Origin of the sequence: Streptococcus oralis subsp. dentisani, from assembly GCF_002096615.1 — a bacterium.
GTDB classification, from domain to species: Bacteria; Bacillota; Bacilli; order Lactobacillales; family Streptococcaceae; genus Streptococcus; species Streptococcus oralis_U.
The window spans coordinates 295,438-313,538 of sequence record NZ_NCUX01000032.1 but is presented as its reverse complement, the minus strand read 5'-3'; the positions used below and the strand labels follow the sequence as shown (position 1 = coordinate 313,538).

Annotated in this window: 16 protein-coding genes; 12 read left to right on the top strand and 4 right to left on the bottom strand. The window is 42.8% G+C overall.

Annotation, left to right across the window (positions count from 1 at the left end):
• Positions 1–125: 125 nt before the first annotated feature.
• The 12 genes from B7708_RS06685 to B7708_RS06630 all read left to right on the top strand — a co-directional run bounded on the left by B7708_RS06685 (position 126) and on the right by B7708_RS06630 (position 15,152).
• Positions 126–1,406 carry a glycoside hydrolase family 125 protein gene (locus B7708_RS06685; RefSeq protein ID WP_084974633.1) on the top strand — a complete coding sequence of 427 codons (1,281 nt, stop codon included), beginning with the start codon at positions 126–128 and terminating at the stop codon, positions 1,404–1,406.
• Between the two features lie 56 nt (positions 1,407–1,462).
• On the top strand, positions 1,463–4,108 hold the full coding sequence (locus B7708_RS06680) for an alpha-mannosidase (RefSeq protein ID WP_084974631.1): 2,646 nt from the start codon (positions 1,463–1,465) through the stop codon (positions 4,106–4,108).
• 97 nt (positions 4,109–4,205) lie between these two features.
• A complete protein-coding gene (locus B7708_RS06675) occupies positions 4,206–5,075 on the top strand; it encodes an ROK family protein (RefSeq protein ID WP_084974630.1) in 870 nt (289 codons plus the stop codon).
• Positions 5,069–6,949, top strand: coding sequence for a beta-N-acetylhexosaminidase (locus B7708_RS06670; protein ID WP_084974628.1), 1,881 nt, complete (start codon positions 5,069–5,071; stop codon positions 6,947–6,949). Before B7708_RS06675 ends, B7708_RS06670 begins: the two co-directional genes overlap by 7 nt.
• A 112-nt stretch (positions 6,950–7,061) precedes the next feature.
• Entirely contained in the window at positions 7,062–8,177 is a 1,116-nt protein-coding gene (locus tag B7708_RS06665) for a DUF4767 domain-containing protein (protein ID WP_084974626.1), read from the top strand.
• Between the two features lie 209 nt (positions 8,178–8,386).
• Complete coding sequence (locus B7708_RS06660) at positions 8,387–9,316, top strand: ABC transporter permease (RefSeq protein ID WP_000714584.1); 930 nt, start codon at positions 8,387–8,389, stop codon at positions 9,314–9,316.
• A 13-nt stretch (positions 9,317–9,329) separates the two neighbouring features.
• The gene (locus tag B7708_RS06655; protein ID WP_000818345.1) at positions 9,330–10,253 is read left to right on the top strand and encodes a carbohydrate ABC transporter permease; all 924 of its coding nucleotides are present in this window, start codon (positions 9,330–9,332) and stop codon (positions 10,251–10,253) included.
• A 106-nt stretch (positions 10,254–10,359) separates the two neighbouring features.
• Positions 10,360–11,844 carry an ABC transporter substrate-binding protein gene (locus B7708_RS06650; protein WP_084974624.1) on the top strand — a complete coding sequence of 495 codons (1,485 nt, stop codon included), beginning with the start codon at positions 10,360–10,362 and terminating at the stop codon, positions 11,842–11,844.
• A gap of 160 nt (positions 11,845–12,004) precedes the next feature.
• Positions 12,005–12,694, top strand: coding sequence for a CPBP family intramembrane glutamic endopeptidase (locus B7708_RS06645; protein ID WP_084974623.1), 690 nt, complete (start codon positions 12,005–12,007; stop codon positions 12,692–12,694).
• Positions 12,695–12,750: 56 nt separating this feature from the next.
• Complete coding sequence (locus B7708_RS06640; protein WP_084974621.1) at positions 12,751–13,047, top strand: bacteriocin immunity protein; 297 nt, start codon at positions 12,751–12,753, stop codon at positions 13,045–13,047.
• 131 nt (positions 13,048–13,178) lie between these two features.
• Positions 13,179–14,165, top strand: a complete 987-nt coding sequence (trhO, locus tag B7708_RS06635) for an oxygen-dependent tRNA uridine(34) hydroxylase TrhO (protein WP_084974619.1) — start codon at positions 13,179–13,181, stop codon at positions 14,163–14,165.
• A 126-nt stretch (positions 14,166–14,291) separates the two neighbouring features.
• Positions 14,292–15,152: a DUF4299 family protein gene (locus tag B7708_RS06630; protein ID WP_084974617.1), complete on the top strand. Its 861-nt coding sequence runs from the start codon at positions 14,292–14,294 to the stop codon at positions 15,150–15,152.
• Between the two features lie 62 nt (positions 15,153–15,214).
• Here B7708_RS06630 and B7708_RS06625 read toward each other — a convergent pair whose 3' ends face one another.
• From B7708_RS06625 to B7708_RS06610, 4 genes are all read right to left on the bottom strand, one after another.
• Positions 15,215–16,177: a DUF6574 domain-containing protein gene (locus tag B7708_RS06625; RefSeq protein WP_084974615.1), complete on the bottom strand. Its 963-nt coding sequence runs from the start codon at positions 16,175–16,177 to the stop codon at positions 15,215–15,217.
• 62 nt (positions 16,178–16,239) lie between these two features.
• Positions 16,240–17,172: a DUF4097 family beta strand repeat-containing protein gene (locus B7708_RS06620; protein WP_084974613.1), complete on the bottom strand. Its 933-nt coding sequence runs from the start codon at positions 17,170–17,172 to the stop codon at positions 16,240–16,242.
• Positions 17,165–17,758, bottom strand: a complete 594-nt coding sequence (locus B7708_RS06615; protein ID WP_084974611.1) for a DUF1700 domain-containing protein — start codon at positions 17,756–17,758, stop codon at positions 17,165–17,167. The genes B7708_RS06620 and B7708_RS06615 overlap by 8 nt, the downstream gene beginning before the upstream one ends.
• A complete protein-coding gene (locus tag B7708_RS06610; RefSeq protein WP_084974609.1) occupies positions 17,745–18,071 on the bottom strand; it encodes a PadR family transcriptional regulator in 327 nt (108 codons plus the stop codon). Before B7708_RS06610 ends, B7708_RS06615 begins: the two co-directional genes overlap by 14 nt.
• Positions 18,072–18,101 lie beyond the last annotated feature (30 nt).

The following is an 18,101-nucleotide window of genomic DNA, read 5'->3' as shown; positions in this document are numbered from 1 at the left end:
GTCTTTAGATATGGAGTTCGAAAGTAAGCAATTTTGTAGAAAAATGACTATCATTTGTGTATGTATTTTCTGTCTCAAAAACTATATACTGAACATGAAACTTGTTTGAAAGAGGATACTGCACGATGATTTATTCAAAAGAAATTGTTAGAGAATGGCTAGATGAAGTAGCAGAACGGGCTAAGGACCATCCAGAGTGGGTGGATGTTTTCGAGCGTTGCTATACCGATACCTTGGACAATACGGTTGAAATCCTAGAAGATGGTTCAACTTTTGTCTTGACTGGTGATATTCCTGCGATGTGGCTTCGGGATTCGACAGCCCAACTCAGACCCTATCTTCATGTGGCTAAAAGAGATCCTCTCTTGCGTCAGACCATTGCAGGTTTGGTTAAGCGTCAGATGGCCTTGATTCTCAAGGATCCGTATGCCAACTCCTTTAACATTGAGGAGAACTGGAAGGGTCACCATGAGACCGACCACACAGACCTTAATGGCTGGATTTGGGAACGCAAGTATGAGGTGGACTCGCTTTGCTATCCTTTGCAGCTGGCTTATCTCCTCTGGAAAGAAACTGGCGAGACCAGTCAGTTTGATGAGACTTTTGTCGTAGCGACCAAGGAAATTCTTCATCTTTGGACAGTGGAGCAAGACCACAACAATTCACCTTATCGTTTTGTCCGCGACACAGATCGAAAAGAAGATACTTTGGTAAATGATGGCTTTGGACCTGACTTTGCAGTGACAGGTATGACCTGGTCAGCTTTTCGTCCGAGTGATGACTGCTGTCAGTATAGCTATTTGATTCCGTCCAACATGTTTGCCGTAGTCGTCTTGGATTATGTGCAAGAAATCTTTGCAGAACTAGACCTAGCTGATAGCCAAAACATCGTGGCAGACGCTAAACGTCTGCAAGCAGAGATCCAAGAAGGTATCGAAAACTACGCCTACACCACCAATAGTAAGGACGAAAAGATTTACGCCTTTGAAGTGGATGGTCTAGGAAATGCTAGCATCATGGATGATCCAAATGTACCGAGTCTGCTGGCGGCACCTTATCTGGGCTACTGCGATGTCAACGATGAAGTGTATCAAGCAACTCGTCGCACCATTCTAAGCCCTGAAAATCCGTATTTCTACCAAGGTGAATATGCTAGTGGTCTCGGAAGCTCCCATACCTTCTATCGCTATATCTGGCCGATTGCCCTCTCTATCCAAGGCTTGACAACAAGAGATAAGGCAGAGAAGAAATTCTTGCTCGATCAGCTCGTTGCCTGCGATGGGGGTACAGGTGTTATGCACGAAAGCTTCCACGTGGATGACCCAACGCTTTACTCACGTGAATGGTTCTCCTGGGCCAACATGATGTTCTGTGAATTGGTCTTGGATTATCTAGATATTCGCTAGTCAGTTCTTTAGTTAGATAGAAATAAAAATTTAAATTTAGAATGAGGTTTTACTTCATGGAAAATGTTGTAGTTCATATTATCTCACACAGTCACTGGGACCGTGAGTGGTACTTGCCTTTTGAAAGCCACCGTATGCAGCTGGTGGAATTGTTTGACAATCTTTTTGATCTCTTTGAAAATGACCCTGAGTTCAAGAGTTTCCACTTAGATGGACAAACCATTGTCCTCGATGACTATTTGGAAATTCGCCCTGAAAATCGCGACAAAGTCCAACGTTACATCGACGAAGGCAAGCTCAAAATTGGTCCCTTTTACATCTTGCAGGATGACTACTTGATTTCAAGTGAAGCCAACGTCCGCAATACCTTGATTGGTCAAGCAGAATGTGCAAAATGGGGCAAATCAACCCAGATTGGTTACTTCCCAGATACCTTTGGAAATATGGGACAAGCTCCTCAAATCCTTCAAAAATCAGGCATTCACGTGGCAGCCTTTGGCCGTGGTGTCAAGCCGATTGGCTTTGACAACCAAGTCCTCGAAGATGAGCAGTTTACTTCCCAGTTTTCAGAAATGTACTGGCAGGGTGCAGACGGAAGTCGTGTCCTTGGTATCCTCTTTGCCAACTGGTACAGTAATGGGAATGAAATTCCAGTGGATAAAGACGAAGCCTTGACCTTCTGGAAACAAAAACTGGCAGACGTGCGTGACTACGCTTCAACCAACCAATGGTTGATGATGAACGGATGTGACCACCAGCCTGTACAGCGAAATCTGAGTGAGGCCATTCGTGTGGCAAATGAACTCTTCCCAGATGTGACCTTTGTGCATAGTTCCTTTGATGACTATATCCACGCAGTAGAAAGTGCTCTGCCGGAGCAACTATCAACGGTTACAGGCGAGTTGACCAGTCAAGAAACAGACGGTTGGTACACACTTGCCAACACTTCTTCTTCACGGATTTACCTCAAACAAGCCTTCCAAGAGAACAGTAACTTGCTGGAGCAAGTAGTGGAACCATTGACTGTCATCACTGGCGGACATAACCACAAGGACCAGTTGACCTATGCTTGGAAAGTCCTTCTACAAAATGCGCCCCATGATAGTATCTGTGGCTGTAGCGTGGACGAAGTTCACCGCGAGATGGAGACACGCTTTGCCAAGGTTAACCAAGTCGGAAACTTTGTGAAAACTAACCTTCTCAATGAGTGGAAGGGTAAAATTGCAACACAGGAAGCTCAAAGCGACCATCTCTTTACGGTCATCAACACTGGCTTGCATGACAAGGTCGATACTGTCAGCACAGTGATTGATGTGGCGACTTGTGATTTCAAGGAATTGCACCCAACAGAAGGTTATAAGAAAATGGCAGCCTTGACCTTACCAAGCTACCGTGTCGAAGACTTGGAAGGACATGCTGTAGAAGCGAAAATCGAAGATTTGGGAGCTAATTTTGAGTATGATTTGCCAAAAGACAAGTTCCGTCAAGCTCGTATCGCTCGACAAGTGCGCGTGACAGTGCCTGTTCATCTAGCACCACTTTCTTGGACAACCTTCCAATTGCTTGAGGGAGAACAAGAACACCGTGACGGTATTTACCAAAATGGAGTGATTGATACGCCATTTGTAACAGTAAGTGTGGATGAAAATATCACAGTCTACGACAAGACAACTCATGAAGCTTATGAAGATGTTATTCGCTTTGAAGACCGTGGGGACATCGGAAATGAGTACATCTATTTCCAACCAAAAGGAACAGAGCCTATCTATGCAGAGCTGAAAGGCTGTGAAGTCTTGGAAAATACAGCACGTTTTGCCAAGATCTTGCTCAAGCATGAATTGACAATTCCAGTAAGTGCAGACGAAAAACTGGATGCGGAACAAAGAGGCATCATCGAGTTTATGACGCGTGAAGCTGGGCGCTCAGAAGAGTTGACAACCCTTCCTCTTGAAACAGAGATGACCGTCTTTGTTGACAATCCACAAATTCGTTTCAAGACTCGCTTTACCAATACTGCTAAGGACCACCGTATCCGTCTCTTGGTCAAGACTCATAACACGCGTCCAAGCAATGACTCTGAAAGCATCTATGAGGTGGTGACACGACCAAACAAACCAGCTGCTTCTTGGGAAAATCCTGAAAATCCTCAACACCAACAGGCCTTTGTTAGTCTGTATGACGATGAAAAAGGGGTAACGGTAGCCAATAAAGGATTGCATGAGTATGAAATCCTTGGCGATGATACTATTGCAGTGACCATCCTTCGTGCTTCAGGTGAGTTAGGTGACTGGGGGTACTTCCCGACACCAGAGGCTCAGTGTTTGCGTGAGTTTGAAGTCGAGTTTGCGCTTGAATGCCACCAAGCACAAGAACGCTTCTCAGCCTTCCGTCGTGCCAAAGCCTTCCAAACACCATTTACCAGCCTTCAGGTTGCTAAACAAGAAGGAAGTGTTGCAGCGACAGGTAGCCTCTTGAGTCATGCGGCGCTCAGCTTGCCGCAAGTTTGCCCAACAGCCTTTAAAGTGGCGGAAAATGAAGAAGGATATGTCCTCCGTTATTACAATATGAGTCAAGAAAATGTGCGCATATCTGAACACCAACAAACCATTCTTGACTTACTTGAACGACCATATCCAGTTCATTCAGGACTATTGGCTCCACAAGAAATTCGCACAGAATTGATTAAAAAAGAAGACATTTAACAGTTTTAAAGTGTTCTATAACTAATACTATGAGATAGAAAGGAGGGGCGAAAGAGTAAGGATTGACTACTGATTCGCCCCTTTTTTTGGTGAAAATATGATGATTGCAACTATTGATATCGGAGGGACTGGGATTAAGTTTGCCAGTCTGACTCCTGATGGAAAAATACTAGATAAGACAAGTACGCCGACACCAGAAACCCTAGAAGATTTACTGGCATGGCTAGACCAACGTCTGTCGGAGAAAGATTATAAGGGCATTGCCATGAGTGTTCCAGGCGCGGTCAATCAAGAAACAGGTGTGATTGAGGGGATTAGTGCTGTGCCTTACATCCATGGCTTTTCTTGGTATGAAGCTCTTGCCCATCACAAGCTACCCGTCCATCTAGAAAATGATGCCAACTGTGTTGGACTTAGTGAACTGCTGGCTCACCCAGAGATTGAAAATGCAGCCTGCGTCGTGATTGGGACAGGAATTGGCGGAGCTATGATAATCAATGGCAAACTTCACCGAGGTCGCCACGGCTTGGGAGGAGAGTTTGGCTACATGACAACCATTGCACCAGCAGAAAAGCTTAACAACTGGTCGCAACTAGCATCTACAGGGAACATGGTTCGATACGTGATTGAAAAATCTGGTCAGACTGACTGGGATGGTCGCAAGATTTACCAAGAGGCTGCAGCTGGAAATGCCCTTTGCCAAGAAGCTATCGAGCGCATGAATCGCAATCTGGCTCAAGGTTTGCTCAATATCCAGTATCTCATCGATCCAGATGTCATTAGTCTTGGAGGCTCTATCAGTCAAAATCCAGACTTCATCCAAGGTGTTAAAAAAGCCGTCGATGAATTTGTCGAAAGCTACGAAGAATACACGGTCGCACCTGTTATCCAAGCTTGCACCTATCATGCAGATGCCAATCTCTACGGTGCCCTTGTCAACTGGCTACAGGAGGAAAACCAATGGTAGTTTTTATAGGACTTAGTCCCAAACAAGCGCAAGCATTAGAGTTGCTTAAAAAGCACATTTCGCTAGCAGATGTAGAGGTAGCAGTCGCTCAGTCTGATCAAGCCTCTATCTCTATCAAGGGTGAAAGCGGACACTATCAACTAACCTATCGCAAACCTCACCAACTCTACCGTGCCTTGTCCTTGTTGGCAACAGCTCTGGCAGAAGATGATAAAGTGGAGATTGAAGAACAAGCTGCTTACGAAGAGTTGGCCTATATGGCTGACTGTTCGCGCAATGCAGTTTTGAATGTCATATCTGCCAAGCAGATGATTGAGGTCTTGGCTCTCATGGGCTACTCAACCTTTGAGCTTTATATGGAAGACACCTACCAGATTGAGGGGCAGCCATACTTTGGTTACTTCCGTGGGGCTTATTCAGCTGAAGAGTTACAGGAAATCGAAGCCTATGCCCAGCAGTTTGATATGACCTTTGTGCCTTGTATCCAGACCTTGGCCCACTTGTCGGCCTTCGTCAAATGGGGCGTTAAGGAAGTGCAAGAACTCCGTGATGTAGAGGACATTCTCCTTATTGGCGAGGAAAAGGTTTATGACCTGATTGATGGCATGTTTGCCACTCTATCTAAACTGCAGACTCGCAAGGTCAATATCGGGATGGATGAAGCCCACTTGGTTGGTTTGGGACGCTACCTGATCTTGAACGGTGTTGTGGACCGTAGTCTCCTCATGTGCCAACACTTGGAGCGCGTGCTGGATATTGCCGATAAGTATGGTTTCCACTGCCAAATGTGGAGCGATATGTTCTTCAAACTCATGTCAGCAGATGGCCAGTACGATCGCGATGTGGAAATTCCTGAGGAAACTCGTGTCTACCTAGACCGTCTCAAAGATCGTGTAACCTTGGTTTATTGGGATTATTACCAAGATAGCGAAGAAAAGTACAATCGTAATTTCCGCAATCACCACAAGATTAGCCAAGATATCGCCTTTGCAGGGGGAGCTTGGAAGTGGATTGGTTTCACACCCAACAACCATTTCAGCCGTCTCATCGCTATCGAGGCCAATAAAGCCTGTCGTGCTAATCAGATCAAAGAAGTCACCGTAACTGGTTGGGGAGACAATGGTGGCGAGACAGCCCAGTTTTCTATCCTACCAAGCTTGCAAATCTGGGCAGAACTCAGCTACCGCAATGATCTAGACCGTTTGTCTGCTCATTTCCAGACCAATACGTGTCTATCGGTTGAGGACTTTATGCAGATTGACCTAGCTAATCTCTTGCCAGACCTACCAGGTAATCTCAGCGGGATCAATCCCAACCGCTATGTCTTTTATCAGGATGTTCTCTGTCCGATTCTTGATCGACACATGACACCTGAACAGGACAAACCACACTTTGCGCATGCTGCGGAGACCCTTGCTGCTATCAAAGACAAAGCAGGCATCTACGCTTATCTCTTTGAAACACAGACTCAGTTGAATGCTATTTTAAGTAGTAAGGTTGATGTTGGACGACGCATTCGTGAAACTTATAAAGTCGGTGACAAAGTCAGCTTGCAGCAAATCGCCAGACAAGAATTACCAAAACTCAGAAGTGAGATTGAAACTTTCCACAAACTCTTTAGCCACCAATGGTTGAAAGAAAACAAGGTCTTTGGTTTGGATACGGTCGATATCCGTATGGGTGGACTCTTGCAACGAATCAAGCGCGCAGAAAGTCGCATCGAGGCTTATCTGGCAGGGCAGATTGCCCGCATCGAAGAATTAGAAGTCGAAATCCTTCCATTTAACGATTTTTATGGAAACAATGACTTTGCAGCCACAACAGCCAACCAGTGGCATACCATTGCGACAGCTTCGACGATTTATACGACCTAGAAATTTATAACAGATAGTTAAACATCTCCTTTTAAATACATGGAGATGTTTTTTGATTTGGAAATAGGGGAGGAGTATAATGAAGGTATAAGGATAGTTTGGAGGTCTGACCATGAAAAAGCTACTACTAGTTCTAGGTGCGAGTGTGCTAGTCTTATCTGCCTGCCATAAATCGACAGAAGATGGCATAACTAGTCCATCAACACCGAGGGAGCAACAAACAAAGGAAGTAACCAACTATTTTCACTATTTAGCAGATTCCTATCAAAAGGCTCTTTCGCACGAAAAAGATTCCAAGGATACTGCTGTTCAATCTCCTATGGCTACTACTCTTGCAGCCATGGAAGAACTTGAGTTATCTAATCCGACTGATCAAGCCTTGATTATGAAGAACTACTCAGATTTTCAGAAGCTAATCCAATACAACACTGAAAAGTGGGAGGAAGAGTTTGCAAGCTGGGCTTCTTCTATGGGGCAGTCCTATCATAGACTAGAGCATGCAAACTTTGATGAAAAGAATGACCTCATCAAAAAATTAGAAACAACAACTGTCTCTCAGAAAAGTGTCAAATGGAATGTTTTTGGAGTATCGAGTGACAATGCTTATGACTACTTGATTTTGGATGCCTACTATGACAATCAGGACAAACATTTCTACCTATTTACACTGAAGGATGGGCAAGCACAGGTCTTGCATGCCGATAAGACACTGGAAACTATCCCTACTGCAAATTTTGAAGAGACTGAGAACACAGATTTAGCGCAACGTTTTAAGGAATTTCTATTAAAAACAAGTGTAACCACAGAGAGCGAGCCAGATACAGATAATAGTTCTTTAATAGACAAGATAAAAACAACCATGGAATCCTATTCGGATAGTAAAGGTGAAAGATTTAAGTCAACTAACTTAGCAACATATGGTCACTACTATGGACTAGCAGTGCCAGACCAGATAATGCAATTTGGACAAGTAGATGGGGTGAATTATACTTTTAAATGGTATGTGTATAGTGCAGGTTCAGGTTCTGGGCGGTTTGAAATCCTAGCTTGCTATGTGAATGAAGCAGAGACAGAGGTGATTCTCTTTGGCTACAAGGATGGTAATCCTGCTCTTTTACATACCGAAGGAAGACCAGAGATTGATAAAAATGAATCATGGGCTATCATAAATGCCCAGGTTCATTTTGTCGAGTTTCATCACCCAATATTAGAACAAGTTTTCAATTAGTAAAGAGGAAATACATTTATCGTATGCAGAGTGTTTCTCGTGAAACCTATTTCTTATAAAAAACTTCTCCACAAAAAATAATTTGTGGAGTTTTTTCTATAATTAGTAGTTTAACCTAGCCTTCAAATAGGAGTATACTAATAATGTAATCGTTATCAAACCTAAAAATTCGATGAAATCAGTTTTTAGGAATAAAAAGGGAGGAAATTATGAAAAAGTTTTCAAAGACCTTGAGAGATAACTGGATCTTTCTCTTGATGGTTTTACCAGGGGCACTCTGGTTGATTCTATTCTTTTACATTCCAGTATTTGGGAATGTGGTCGCCTTTAAAGACTACCATATGACCAGTAATGGTTTCATAGATAGTATTGTGAATAGTAAATGGGTCGGGTTAGATAATTTCAGATTCTTGTTTAGTTCAAAAGATGCCTTTATCATCACTCGTAATACCGTTCTCTACAATCTTGGCTTTATCTTTATCGGTTTGATTGTATCAGTAGGGATTGCCATCATCCTCAGCGAGCTTCGCTCTAAGAGAATGGTTAAGATTTTCCAAACATCTATGTTGTTCCCTTACTTCTTGTCATGGGTTATCATCAGTTTCTTTACAGATGCCTTCCTAAACATTGACAAAGGGGTCTTCAACCATTTCCTAACATCCATTGGCATGAAGGAAGTCAACTTCTACGCTGACTTAGGCATTTGGCCATATCTTCTCCTTTTTCTTGGTATTTGGAAAGGCTTTGGATATAGCAGTGTCATGTACTATGCGACAATCATGGGAATTGATCCAACCTACTACGAAGCAGCAACAGTGGACGGGGCTAGCAAGTGGCAACGCATTCGCAACGTAACCATTCCACAGTTGACTCCGCTTGTAACAGTCTTGACCATCCTTGCAGTCGGAAATATCTTCCGTGCAGACTTTGGTCTCTTCTATCAAATCCCACACAATGCTGGTCAGCTTTACAATGTAACCAACGTTTTGGACGTATATGTATTTAATGGTTTGACTCAGACAGCAGATATCGGTATGGCTTCAGCAGCCGGTCTTTACCAATCCGTTGTCGGTTTGATTCTGGTTATCCTATCAAACTTGCTTGCAAGACGAGTCGATCCAAACTCAGCTTTGTTCTAGAAAGGAGGAGAATATGGCAGAAAAGAAAATTAAAAAAGAAAAAATCGATAATGTCGGCATTCACTCCTTCAGTAAGAAAGCAGATATCTTCTTTAGTATCATCTCTGGTTTGATCGCTCTTTCTTGTATCTTGCCCTTTATCTTCGTTATCATCATTTCGGTGACAGATGAAAAGAGCATCCTCCAGTATGGATATAGCTTTTTCCCATCACAGTTTGGATTAGATGGTTTTGAGTTCTTGGCTCAGTTTAAGGATAAAATCCTCCAAGCGCTCTTTATCTCAGTCTTTGTAACAGTAGTCGGAACAGTGACCAACGTCTTCATCACGACAACTTATGCCTACGCCATCTCACGGACAACCTTTAAGTACCGCAGATTCTTTACGATCTTCGCTCTTCTTAGTATGTTGTTCAATGCTGGTTTGGTACCAGGCTATATCGTGGTTACTCGCCTGCTTCAACTGGGTGATACCGTTTGGGCCTTGATTGTTCCAATGCTTCTCTCACCATTCAACATCATCTTGATGCGTTCCTTCTTCAAGAAGACCATTCCAGAAGCCATTCTCGAATCTGCTCGTATCGATGGTGCCAGTGAAGCTCGGATCTTCTTCCAGATTTGTTTGCCATTGTCACTTCCAGGTATCGCAACCATTACGCTTTTGACAGCTCTTGGTTTCTGGAACGACTGGTTCAACGCCCTTCTTTATATCAAGAGTGACAACTTGTATCCATTGCAATATTTGCTTATGCAAATCCAGCAAAATATGGACTACATCGCAAAAGCAGTCGGCCTATCTGGTCAACTGGGAGTCGCTCTACCGAAAGAAACAGGTCGTATGGCCATGGTTGTTGTTGCAACCCTTCCGATTGCCATTCTGTATCCATTCTTCCAACGCTACTTTGTTAAAGGGTTGACAATCGGTGGTGTGAAAGAATAGCACTTGCTGAGAAACACCGTTTCTCCCTTCCCAACTTCATCTTAGTGGCTGAAGTTAAAATCATTAAATCGTTTATAAGTTTAAAAATAAAAAAGGAGTTTTTATCATGAAAAACTGGAAAAAATATGCTTTTGCATCTGCTAGCGTAGTCGCTTTGGCTGCAAGTCTTGCTGCTTGTGGAAACCTTTCAGGTAACAACAAAAAAGCTGCTGACTCAGCTTCAGGTGACAAACCTGTTCTTAAAATGTACCAAATCGGTGACAAACCAGACAACTTGGATGAATTGCTAGAAAATGCAAACAAAATCATCGAAGAAAAAGTTGGTGCTAAATTGGATATCCAATACCTTGGATGGGGTGACTACGGTAAGAAAATGTCAGTTATCACATCATCAGGTGAAAACTACGATATTGCCTTTGCAGATAACTATGTTGTAAATGCTCAAAAAGGTGCTTACGCTGACTTGACAGAATTGTACAAGAAAGAAGGAGCAGAGCTTTACAAAGCACTTGACCCAGCTTACATCAAAGGGAACACTGTAAACGGTAAGATTTACGCTGTTCCAGTTGCAGCCAACGTTGCATCATCTCAAAACTTTGCCTTTAACGGCGCTCTTCTTGCCAAATATGGCATTGATATTTCAGGTGTCACTTCATACGAAACACTTGAACCAGTCTTGAAACAAATTAAAGAGAAAGCTCCAGACGTAGTACCATTTGCGGTTACGAAGAACTTCATCCCATCTGATAACTTTGACTATCCAGTACCAAACGGACTTCCATTCGTTATCGACCTTGAAGGAGATACTACTAAGATCGTAAACCGTTACGAAGTGCCTCGTTTCAAAGAACACTTGAAGACTCTTCACAAATTCTATGAAGCAGGATACATTCCAAAAGACGTAGCAACAAGCGACACTTCATTTGACCTTCAACAAGATACTTGGTTCGTTCGTGAAGAAACAGTAGGACCAGCTGACTACGGTAACAGCTTGCTTTCACGTGTTGCTAACAAAGATATCCAAATCAAACCAATCACTAACTTTATCAAGAAAAACCAAACAACACAAGTTGCTAACTTTGTCATCTCAAACAACTCTAAGAACAAAGAAAAATCAATGGAAGTGTTGAATCTCTTGAACACAAACCCAGAACTCTTGAACGGACTTGTTTACGGTCCAGAAGGCAAGAACTGGGAAAAAGTTGAAGGTAAAGAAAACCGTGTACGCGTCCTTGATGCTTACAAAGGAAACACTCACATGTCAGGTTGGAACACTGGTAACAACTGGATCCTTTACATCAACGAAAACGTTACAGACCAACAAATCGAAGATTCTAAGAAACAATTGGCAGAAGCCAAAGAATCTCCAGCACTTGGATTCATCTTTAACACTGACAGTGTGAAATCTGAAATCTCAGCAATTTCTAACACAATGCAACAATTCGATACAGCTATCAACACTGGTACTGTAGACCCAGATAAAGCAATCCCAGAATTGATGGAAAAATTGAAATCTGAAGGTGCATACCAAAAAGTATTGGATGAAATGCAAAAACAATACGATGAATTCTTGAAAAGCAAAAAATCATAAGACAAACTGATTTCGTGTATTCATTCCTAATTCCTAAAAATGTGATCACTGCCTTCCCTAGTTTTCTAGGGGAGGTAGTGATTTTTAGGATGCAAAAATGAAAAGAGTAGTTCTAAGAGTTTTGGCGATGTGATACACATACATCTATAGGGGATTTATTATGAAAAAATATCGTCTTCTTTTCAAAATGAGTGCTGTCTTCTCTTACCTATTTTTCGTATTTGGTCTTTCTCAGCTGACTCTTATCGTCCAAAATTATTGGCAATTTTCTTCCCAGATTGGCAATTTCTTCTGGATTCAAAATATCTTGAGTTTGCTATTTAGCGGAGTCATGATTGGGATTCTTGTTAAGACAGGCCACGGCTATCTCTTTCGCATTCCAAGAAAAAAATGGCTTTGGTATTCGATTTTGACAGTATTAGTGGTAGTGCTCCAGATCTCTTTTAACGTTCAGACAGCTAAACATGTTCAGTCAACTGCTGAAGGTTGGGCTGTATTGATTGGTTATAGTGGGACTAACTTTGCAGAGCTAGGTATTTATATAGCCCTGTTCTTTCTGGTTCCACTGATGGAAGAGTTAATCTATAGAGGATTACTGCAACACGCTTTCTTTAAGCATTCGCGATTTGGTCTTGATTTGCTTCTTCCTTCTATTTTATTTGCTCTCCCTCATTTTTCAAGCCTGCCTAGTCTGTTAGATATCTTCGTCTTTGCAACAGTTGGAATCATCTTTGCTGGTTTGACCCGCTATACCAAGAGCATTTATCCATCCTATGCGGTGCATGTGATCAATAATATTGTAGCGACCTTACCATTTTTGCTGACTTTTTTACATAGGGTATTTGGGTAAAATATTGGTACGAGAGTTAGGAATGATAGCTTTTCAATTTAAGGAGGAAAATAAGTATGACACCATTAAAATGGTTTGCAGGAGGAAGCGAAAGACGTTGTGAAGCCATGATGATCCTTGATCATCTACTGGAAGATATAAAGGATGAGCCTCAACTTACTCCCTTGAAAAATCAGTTAGTGATTTATCAAAAACGATTAAAGGACGATGGGACTTCTACTCCATTTATTCTAAGCCAAATGAATATTGACCTTGCGCGTGTATTGATTGACAATAAGATGATTTTGTCAGAAAGTCAAGCTGAGCAGATAAAAAAATTGAGAGAATTATCTGCGATTCGCTATGGTTACTGATGAAGTGCAGGGGTAGGACTCTTTCTACAATTTCCGGTCAAATAAATTGCATTCGTTTTCCCAAGTGGGTATACTAGTATAGTTGAATGAAAAATTCTGAAAATTTAAGAATAGAAAAGAGAACAAATCTTATGGCAAAAGATATTCGTGTCTTACTTTACTACCTCTATACTCCAATTGAAAATGCAGAGCAATTTGCTGCAGACCACTTGGCTTTCTGTAAATCAATCGGCCTCAAAGGACGTATCCTAATCGCTGACGAGGGAATCAACGGAACCGTTTCAGGTGACTACGAAACAACTCAAAAATACATGGACTACGTTCATAGCCTCCCAGGAATGGAAGACCTCTGGTTCAAGATTGACGAAGAAAATGAACAAGCCTTCAAGAAGATGTTTGTTCGCTACAAGAAAGAAATTGTCCACCTTGGTTTAGAAGACAACGACTTTGACAATGACATCAACCCACTTGAAACAACAGGTGCCTACTTGTCTCCAAAAGAGTTCAAAGAAGCCCTTCTTGACGAAGATACAGTGGTCCTTGACACACGTAACGATTATGAGTACGACCTAGGACATTTCCGTGGGGCTATCCGTCCAGACATCCGCAACTTCCGTGAGTTACCACAATGGGTCCGTGATAACAAGGAAAAATTCATGGACAAGCGTGTCGTGGTTTACTGTACAGGTGGCGTTCGCTGTGAGAAATTCTCAGGCTGGATGGTGCGTGAAGGCTACAAAGATGTTGGCCAATTGCACGGAGGAATCGCTACTTACGGTAAAGACCCAGAAGTCCAAGGTGAGCTTTGGGATGGGAAAATGTACGTCTTTGACGAGCGTATCGCAGTCGATGTCAACCATGTTAACCCAACCATCGTAGGGAAAGACTGGTTTGATGGAACGCCATGTGAACGCTATGTCAACTGTGGAAATCCCTTCTGTAACCGTCGTATCCTAACATCAGAAGCAAATGAAGACAAGTACCTTCGTGGATGCTCACACGAGTGCCGTGTTCACCCACGAAACCGCTATGTTTCAGAAAATGAATTGACACAAGCAGAAGTGGTGGAGCGCTTAGCTGCTATCGGTGAAAGCTTGGATCAAGTCGCTACAGTATAAAGATAAAGCAAACAGCCTTCAGGGGCTGTTTTTCTATGCTTTTTATCTAAAAATCTTAAATTTGTTTCTGTATCTTTCAGGGAAATAGGGTATACTGTATGTAAACGATTTCAAAGGAGGCCAGTTATGGCGAAAACATTTTTTATCCCAAATAAAGAAAGTATTCTAGGACAACAGGAGGTCTTGACTGCCAAGTCCATCTTGGCCTTGGTGGAGGGCTTGGAGTCACATAGTTATGATGCCGTCTATCTCCGTCAGCCGCTCAATCATCTCGAATACATGGAGTGTGGGATTGTAGGTAAGTCGCAATTTCTCTTCAAAGTGAACTATGCGGATAGTCGAAAAGGCTATCAAGTGGTGATTCCAGATTTTCTTACTAGAGCGGACTGGGAGATTGTAGAGACTCTCCTCCAGGCCCTATCTGGCAAGTTGGGGGAAGCGGTAGAAGGGATAGAAGGATTTGACTTTGAAGCTTATTTCCGAGAAACGGTCAAGCATTATCTAGCGGATAAGACGGCTCGTTTAGTATATTGCCAAGGGCTCTTATCCCCTATCTATCTCAACAAGGAATATCTCGAGAGTTTTTTGGCTGAGGATGGATTGGCACGTTTTGAAGAGCTGGTCAAGAAAGTTCAAGGTTCTGATGCCTATCTTGCCAGTGTGAAATTTTACCCAGACGCCCAAGGCAAGGTGCATGGTATCTATCACCTAGCCCAGGGAGTCAAGACAATTTTGCCAAAGGAACCCATTGTACCGGCAGCCTATACCGAGCAGTTAGCAGGAAAGGAGCTTGTTTGGGAGATTGACCTAGTGGCGATTTCTGGTGATGGCTCAAAAGCAGAAGACTATGAAGCCATCGCTCGCTTGGATTATGCAAGATTCCTAGAGTCATTACCAACAGCATTTTACCACCAACTAGATGCTAATCAATTAGAAGTACAACCCATCCTAGGACAAGATTTTGAAGGATTGGCAAGCATCGAGTAAGCCTTGTTTAAAAAAGAGTAAGCATAAAAATCCCTGTCATTAACAAATGGCAGGGATTTTGGTTAAAAGAAGGTCAAGATGCGAAGGTAGTCTACTGTCAGCGCGAGCTCTGCAATGAAGAAGGGTACGAGAATAGCGCCATCAAGTAAGACAGCTAGCAAGAAACGATAGAATGGGTCAAGGCTACTGGTCTTACTTGGCTTGCTAATCACAAAGAGATTACCGAGGGCAAAGATGGCCATGCTTAGAAGAGTGAGGATGCCAGCAAATCGTAAGCCACCAAAGAGTGCAAAGAAACTTGCTAGAGCTGTTAGGACAAGCGGGATAGCAAAGAGTCGGCTGTAACGATCGCAAGCTTCTTGGAATGTGAAGTCGCTCTCCTGATCCAGCACACGTCGGACAGTAAAGCCTCCCAAAATGATAGAAAAGTAAAATAGAGCGCTAGCGACCAAGATAGAGAGTCCAGCAAAGAGATCTAGAGGAGGAAGCTGGTTAGGAGAACCATTAGCAATAGAAATCATATAGCCATAGTAGAGGTGCTTGATATGGTAGATACTAAAGAAAAGGTTAATCGAAGATAGCAAGGTGAGCAGGGCAAAGACACTATAACGATGCTTTTGGTCCGTAGTCTTGCTGGCAGTTGGTTCTTGGATAGCATCCAACAGCCAAGTCCAAAACAGTGCGATTTCTTCTTTGAATCTGGCTGTTTTACGAGGGTCAATATCTGGGATATAGGGGCTTTCTAAAGCCTTGCTGAGGATACTTTTCTCTTTTGCAGGGTTTTCTTGCTTGTGTTCTTCTTCAGCTTTCCCTTCTCCCTCTTCCTCGGTTTGGTTTTCCTCGATTATTTCGGGAGTTTCCTCCTCATGCGTTTCCAGCTCTTTAGGTGAGACAGAAGTTTCTTCGTTTACTTGTAGTTCGGTCTCCGCAGTTTCTGAAGTCTCAGGCTCGTTGGGCTGGTTTTCCGATTTCGTTTGAGGTGATTTCTTCTCAAGATCGGCACTTTCAAACCATTCTTGTGTCATGGTGGAACCTCCTTTTTTATGGGCATTTTCTATCTTTAGACTAGCAGATGAAAGCGTTTTTGTCAATGATTTCTAGATGGAGCAGAGTATTCTTCTTCCTTGGGTAGGTAGATATCCTGATTGGCTTTTATAATGAGTATATCCTTAACATCTGCTTTGTCTGTCTTGTAGGGGTTGGCAAGTTCATTGTCTTTTTGTCTAGGGTGTTCTCTGTATGCTTTACGATAAATACCGCCATGCTTAGAAGAAATGTCTAAATTGATACGATCGAATTCTGTCTTAGAAAGAAAGAGTCTTAAGTCGTTATGAGAATCTAGCTCAACCTTACCGTGAAACTGGATATTCTCAGCATAGATGTGTTCCCCTTCCGTCTTGACCTGGCTATCTGTCAATTCTGTATCAAAAATATTGATAATACTAGGTGTCGTTAGTGTACTGTTCTTGATGGAGCTTTCTGTTATTCTTAAGTGGTAGCCTTTTGTTTTGATTGTCGCATTTTCAAGGGTGACTTGACGGATGGAGGTCTGTCCACGATTGGCCGAGACATTGATAGCTTTCAGAGTTCTCCCTTTAGGTAAAGAGAGAATAACTTCATTAAAACGGTTGGAATAGCTGCTGGCAATACGAAGTAGGCCTTCGATTCCTGAGCCGAGAAAACGATGTTGGGAGGCTTGTTTGTCAGTGATACTCAGTGTTTTGTCACTCATGCCAGTAGTCAGATCGTGACGACCAGACACGGAAGGATGATAGGTGATGTGGATCTTGTCATCTAGAGACTCTGTGATGGTTAGGCTATGCTCCTCAAGGGTCAAATCAAGTTTTTCCACTTCGCTTCCAAAGGTCACTTCTTCGACACGATTGTCATAGACGGGGTCTTTTGACATGGCAAGCAAACTTTGAATACCATTGGACTGAGCGCCGACAACTATCATGATAAAACCAAGAATAGTAGCAACCACACCAAAGATGAGAAATCCTTTCGTTAATTTACGCATGTCTGTCACCTCTCTTTCCTTTTTTAAGAATCCATTGCACCAAGCGGACGACCAGGAGCCCAAAGAAACGGGCTACATAGGAGATACCTAGTAGAACAAGAGAAGAAGCACCGATAGAGAGCAAACCAGCCCCGAAAATTAAGATAAAGGCAGATTTAGCTTCGGCTAGGATGCTAAAACTTTCTACGATAAAGAGTCCGCCCAGCAGGATACCCGTCACAGAGACGGTAAAGAAGGCTAGAATGACAGCGGCCGCTGCGATAAAAAGTCCGATGATTGCCATGAGGATGCCGATCCCGACCGGAATTCCGATAGGAGCTACTAGCAGAGCTAGAAGGGCAATGTGTAGCAGTTGACGGTCATTCTTTTGAGCAGGACCTTCATTGACTTTTTTGTTGAGAAGGTCAGAGAGGACATCATGAGCCGCTTCTTTTGGTGTTCCTAGACTAGCAATGAGTTCTTCTTCGCCCTCTGGACCTGCATCGTCAAATAGTTCCTTAAAGTAGTCCATGGCTTCGATGCGGTCAGCTTCAGGCAGTTTATGGAGATAGGTTTCTAACTGAGTCAGATAGTCAGTTCTTGTCATGGCGGATACTCCCTTCTATGATGCCGTTGACGGTGTCGGTATAGAGCGTCCACTCTTCCTTTAGAGTAACGAGCTGCTCTACGCCCCGATTGGTCAAGGAGTAGTATTTGCGCATACGCCCCTGAAACTCTCTAGAGTAGGTGGTCAGAAAGCCATTGGCTTCCAATTTTTTGAGAATGGGATAGAGCGTAGATTCTTTGATATTGGCGATGAGCTTAATGGTTTGGCTAATCTCATAACCATAAGAATCCCCCTGCTCCAGTACAGCCAAGATGAGAAACTCGATCAAGGCAGAGGATGTTGGGAAGTACATGGGAAACCTCCTTTATATTATATAAAAATT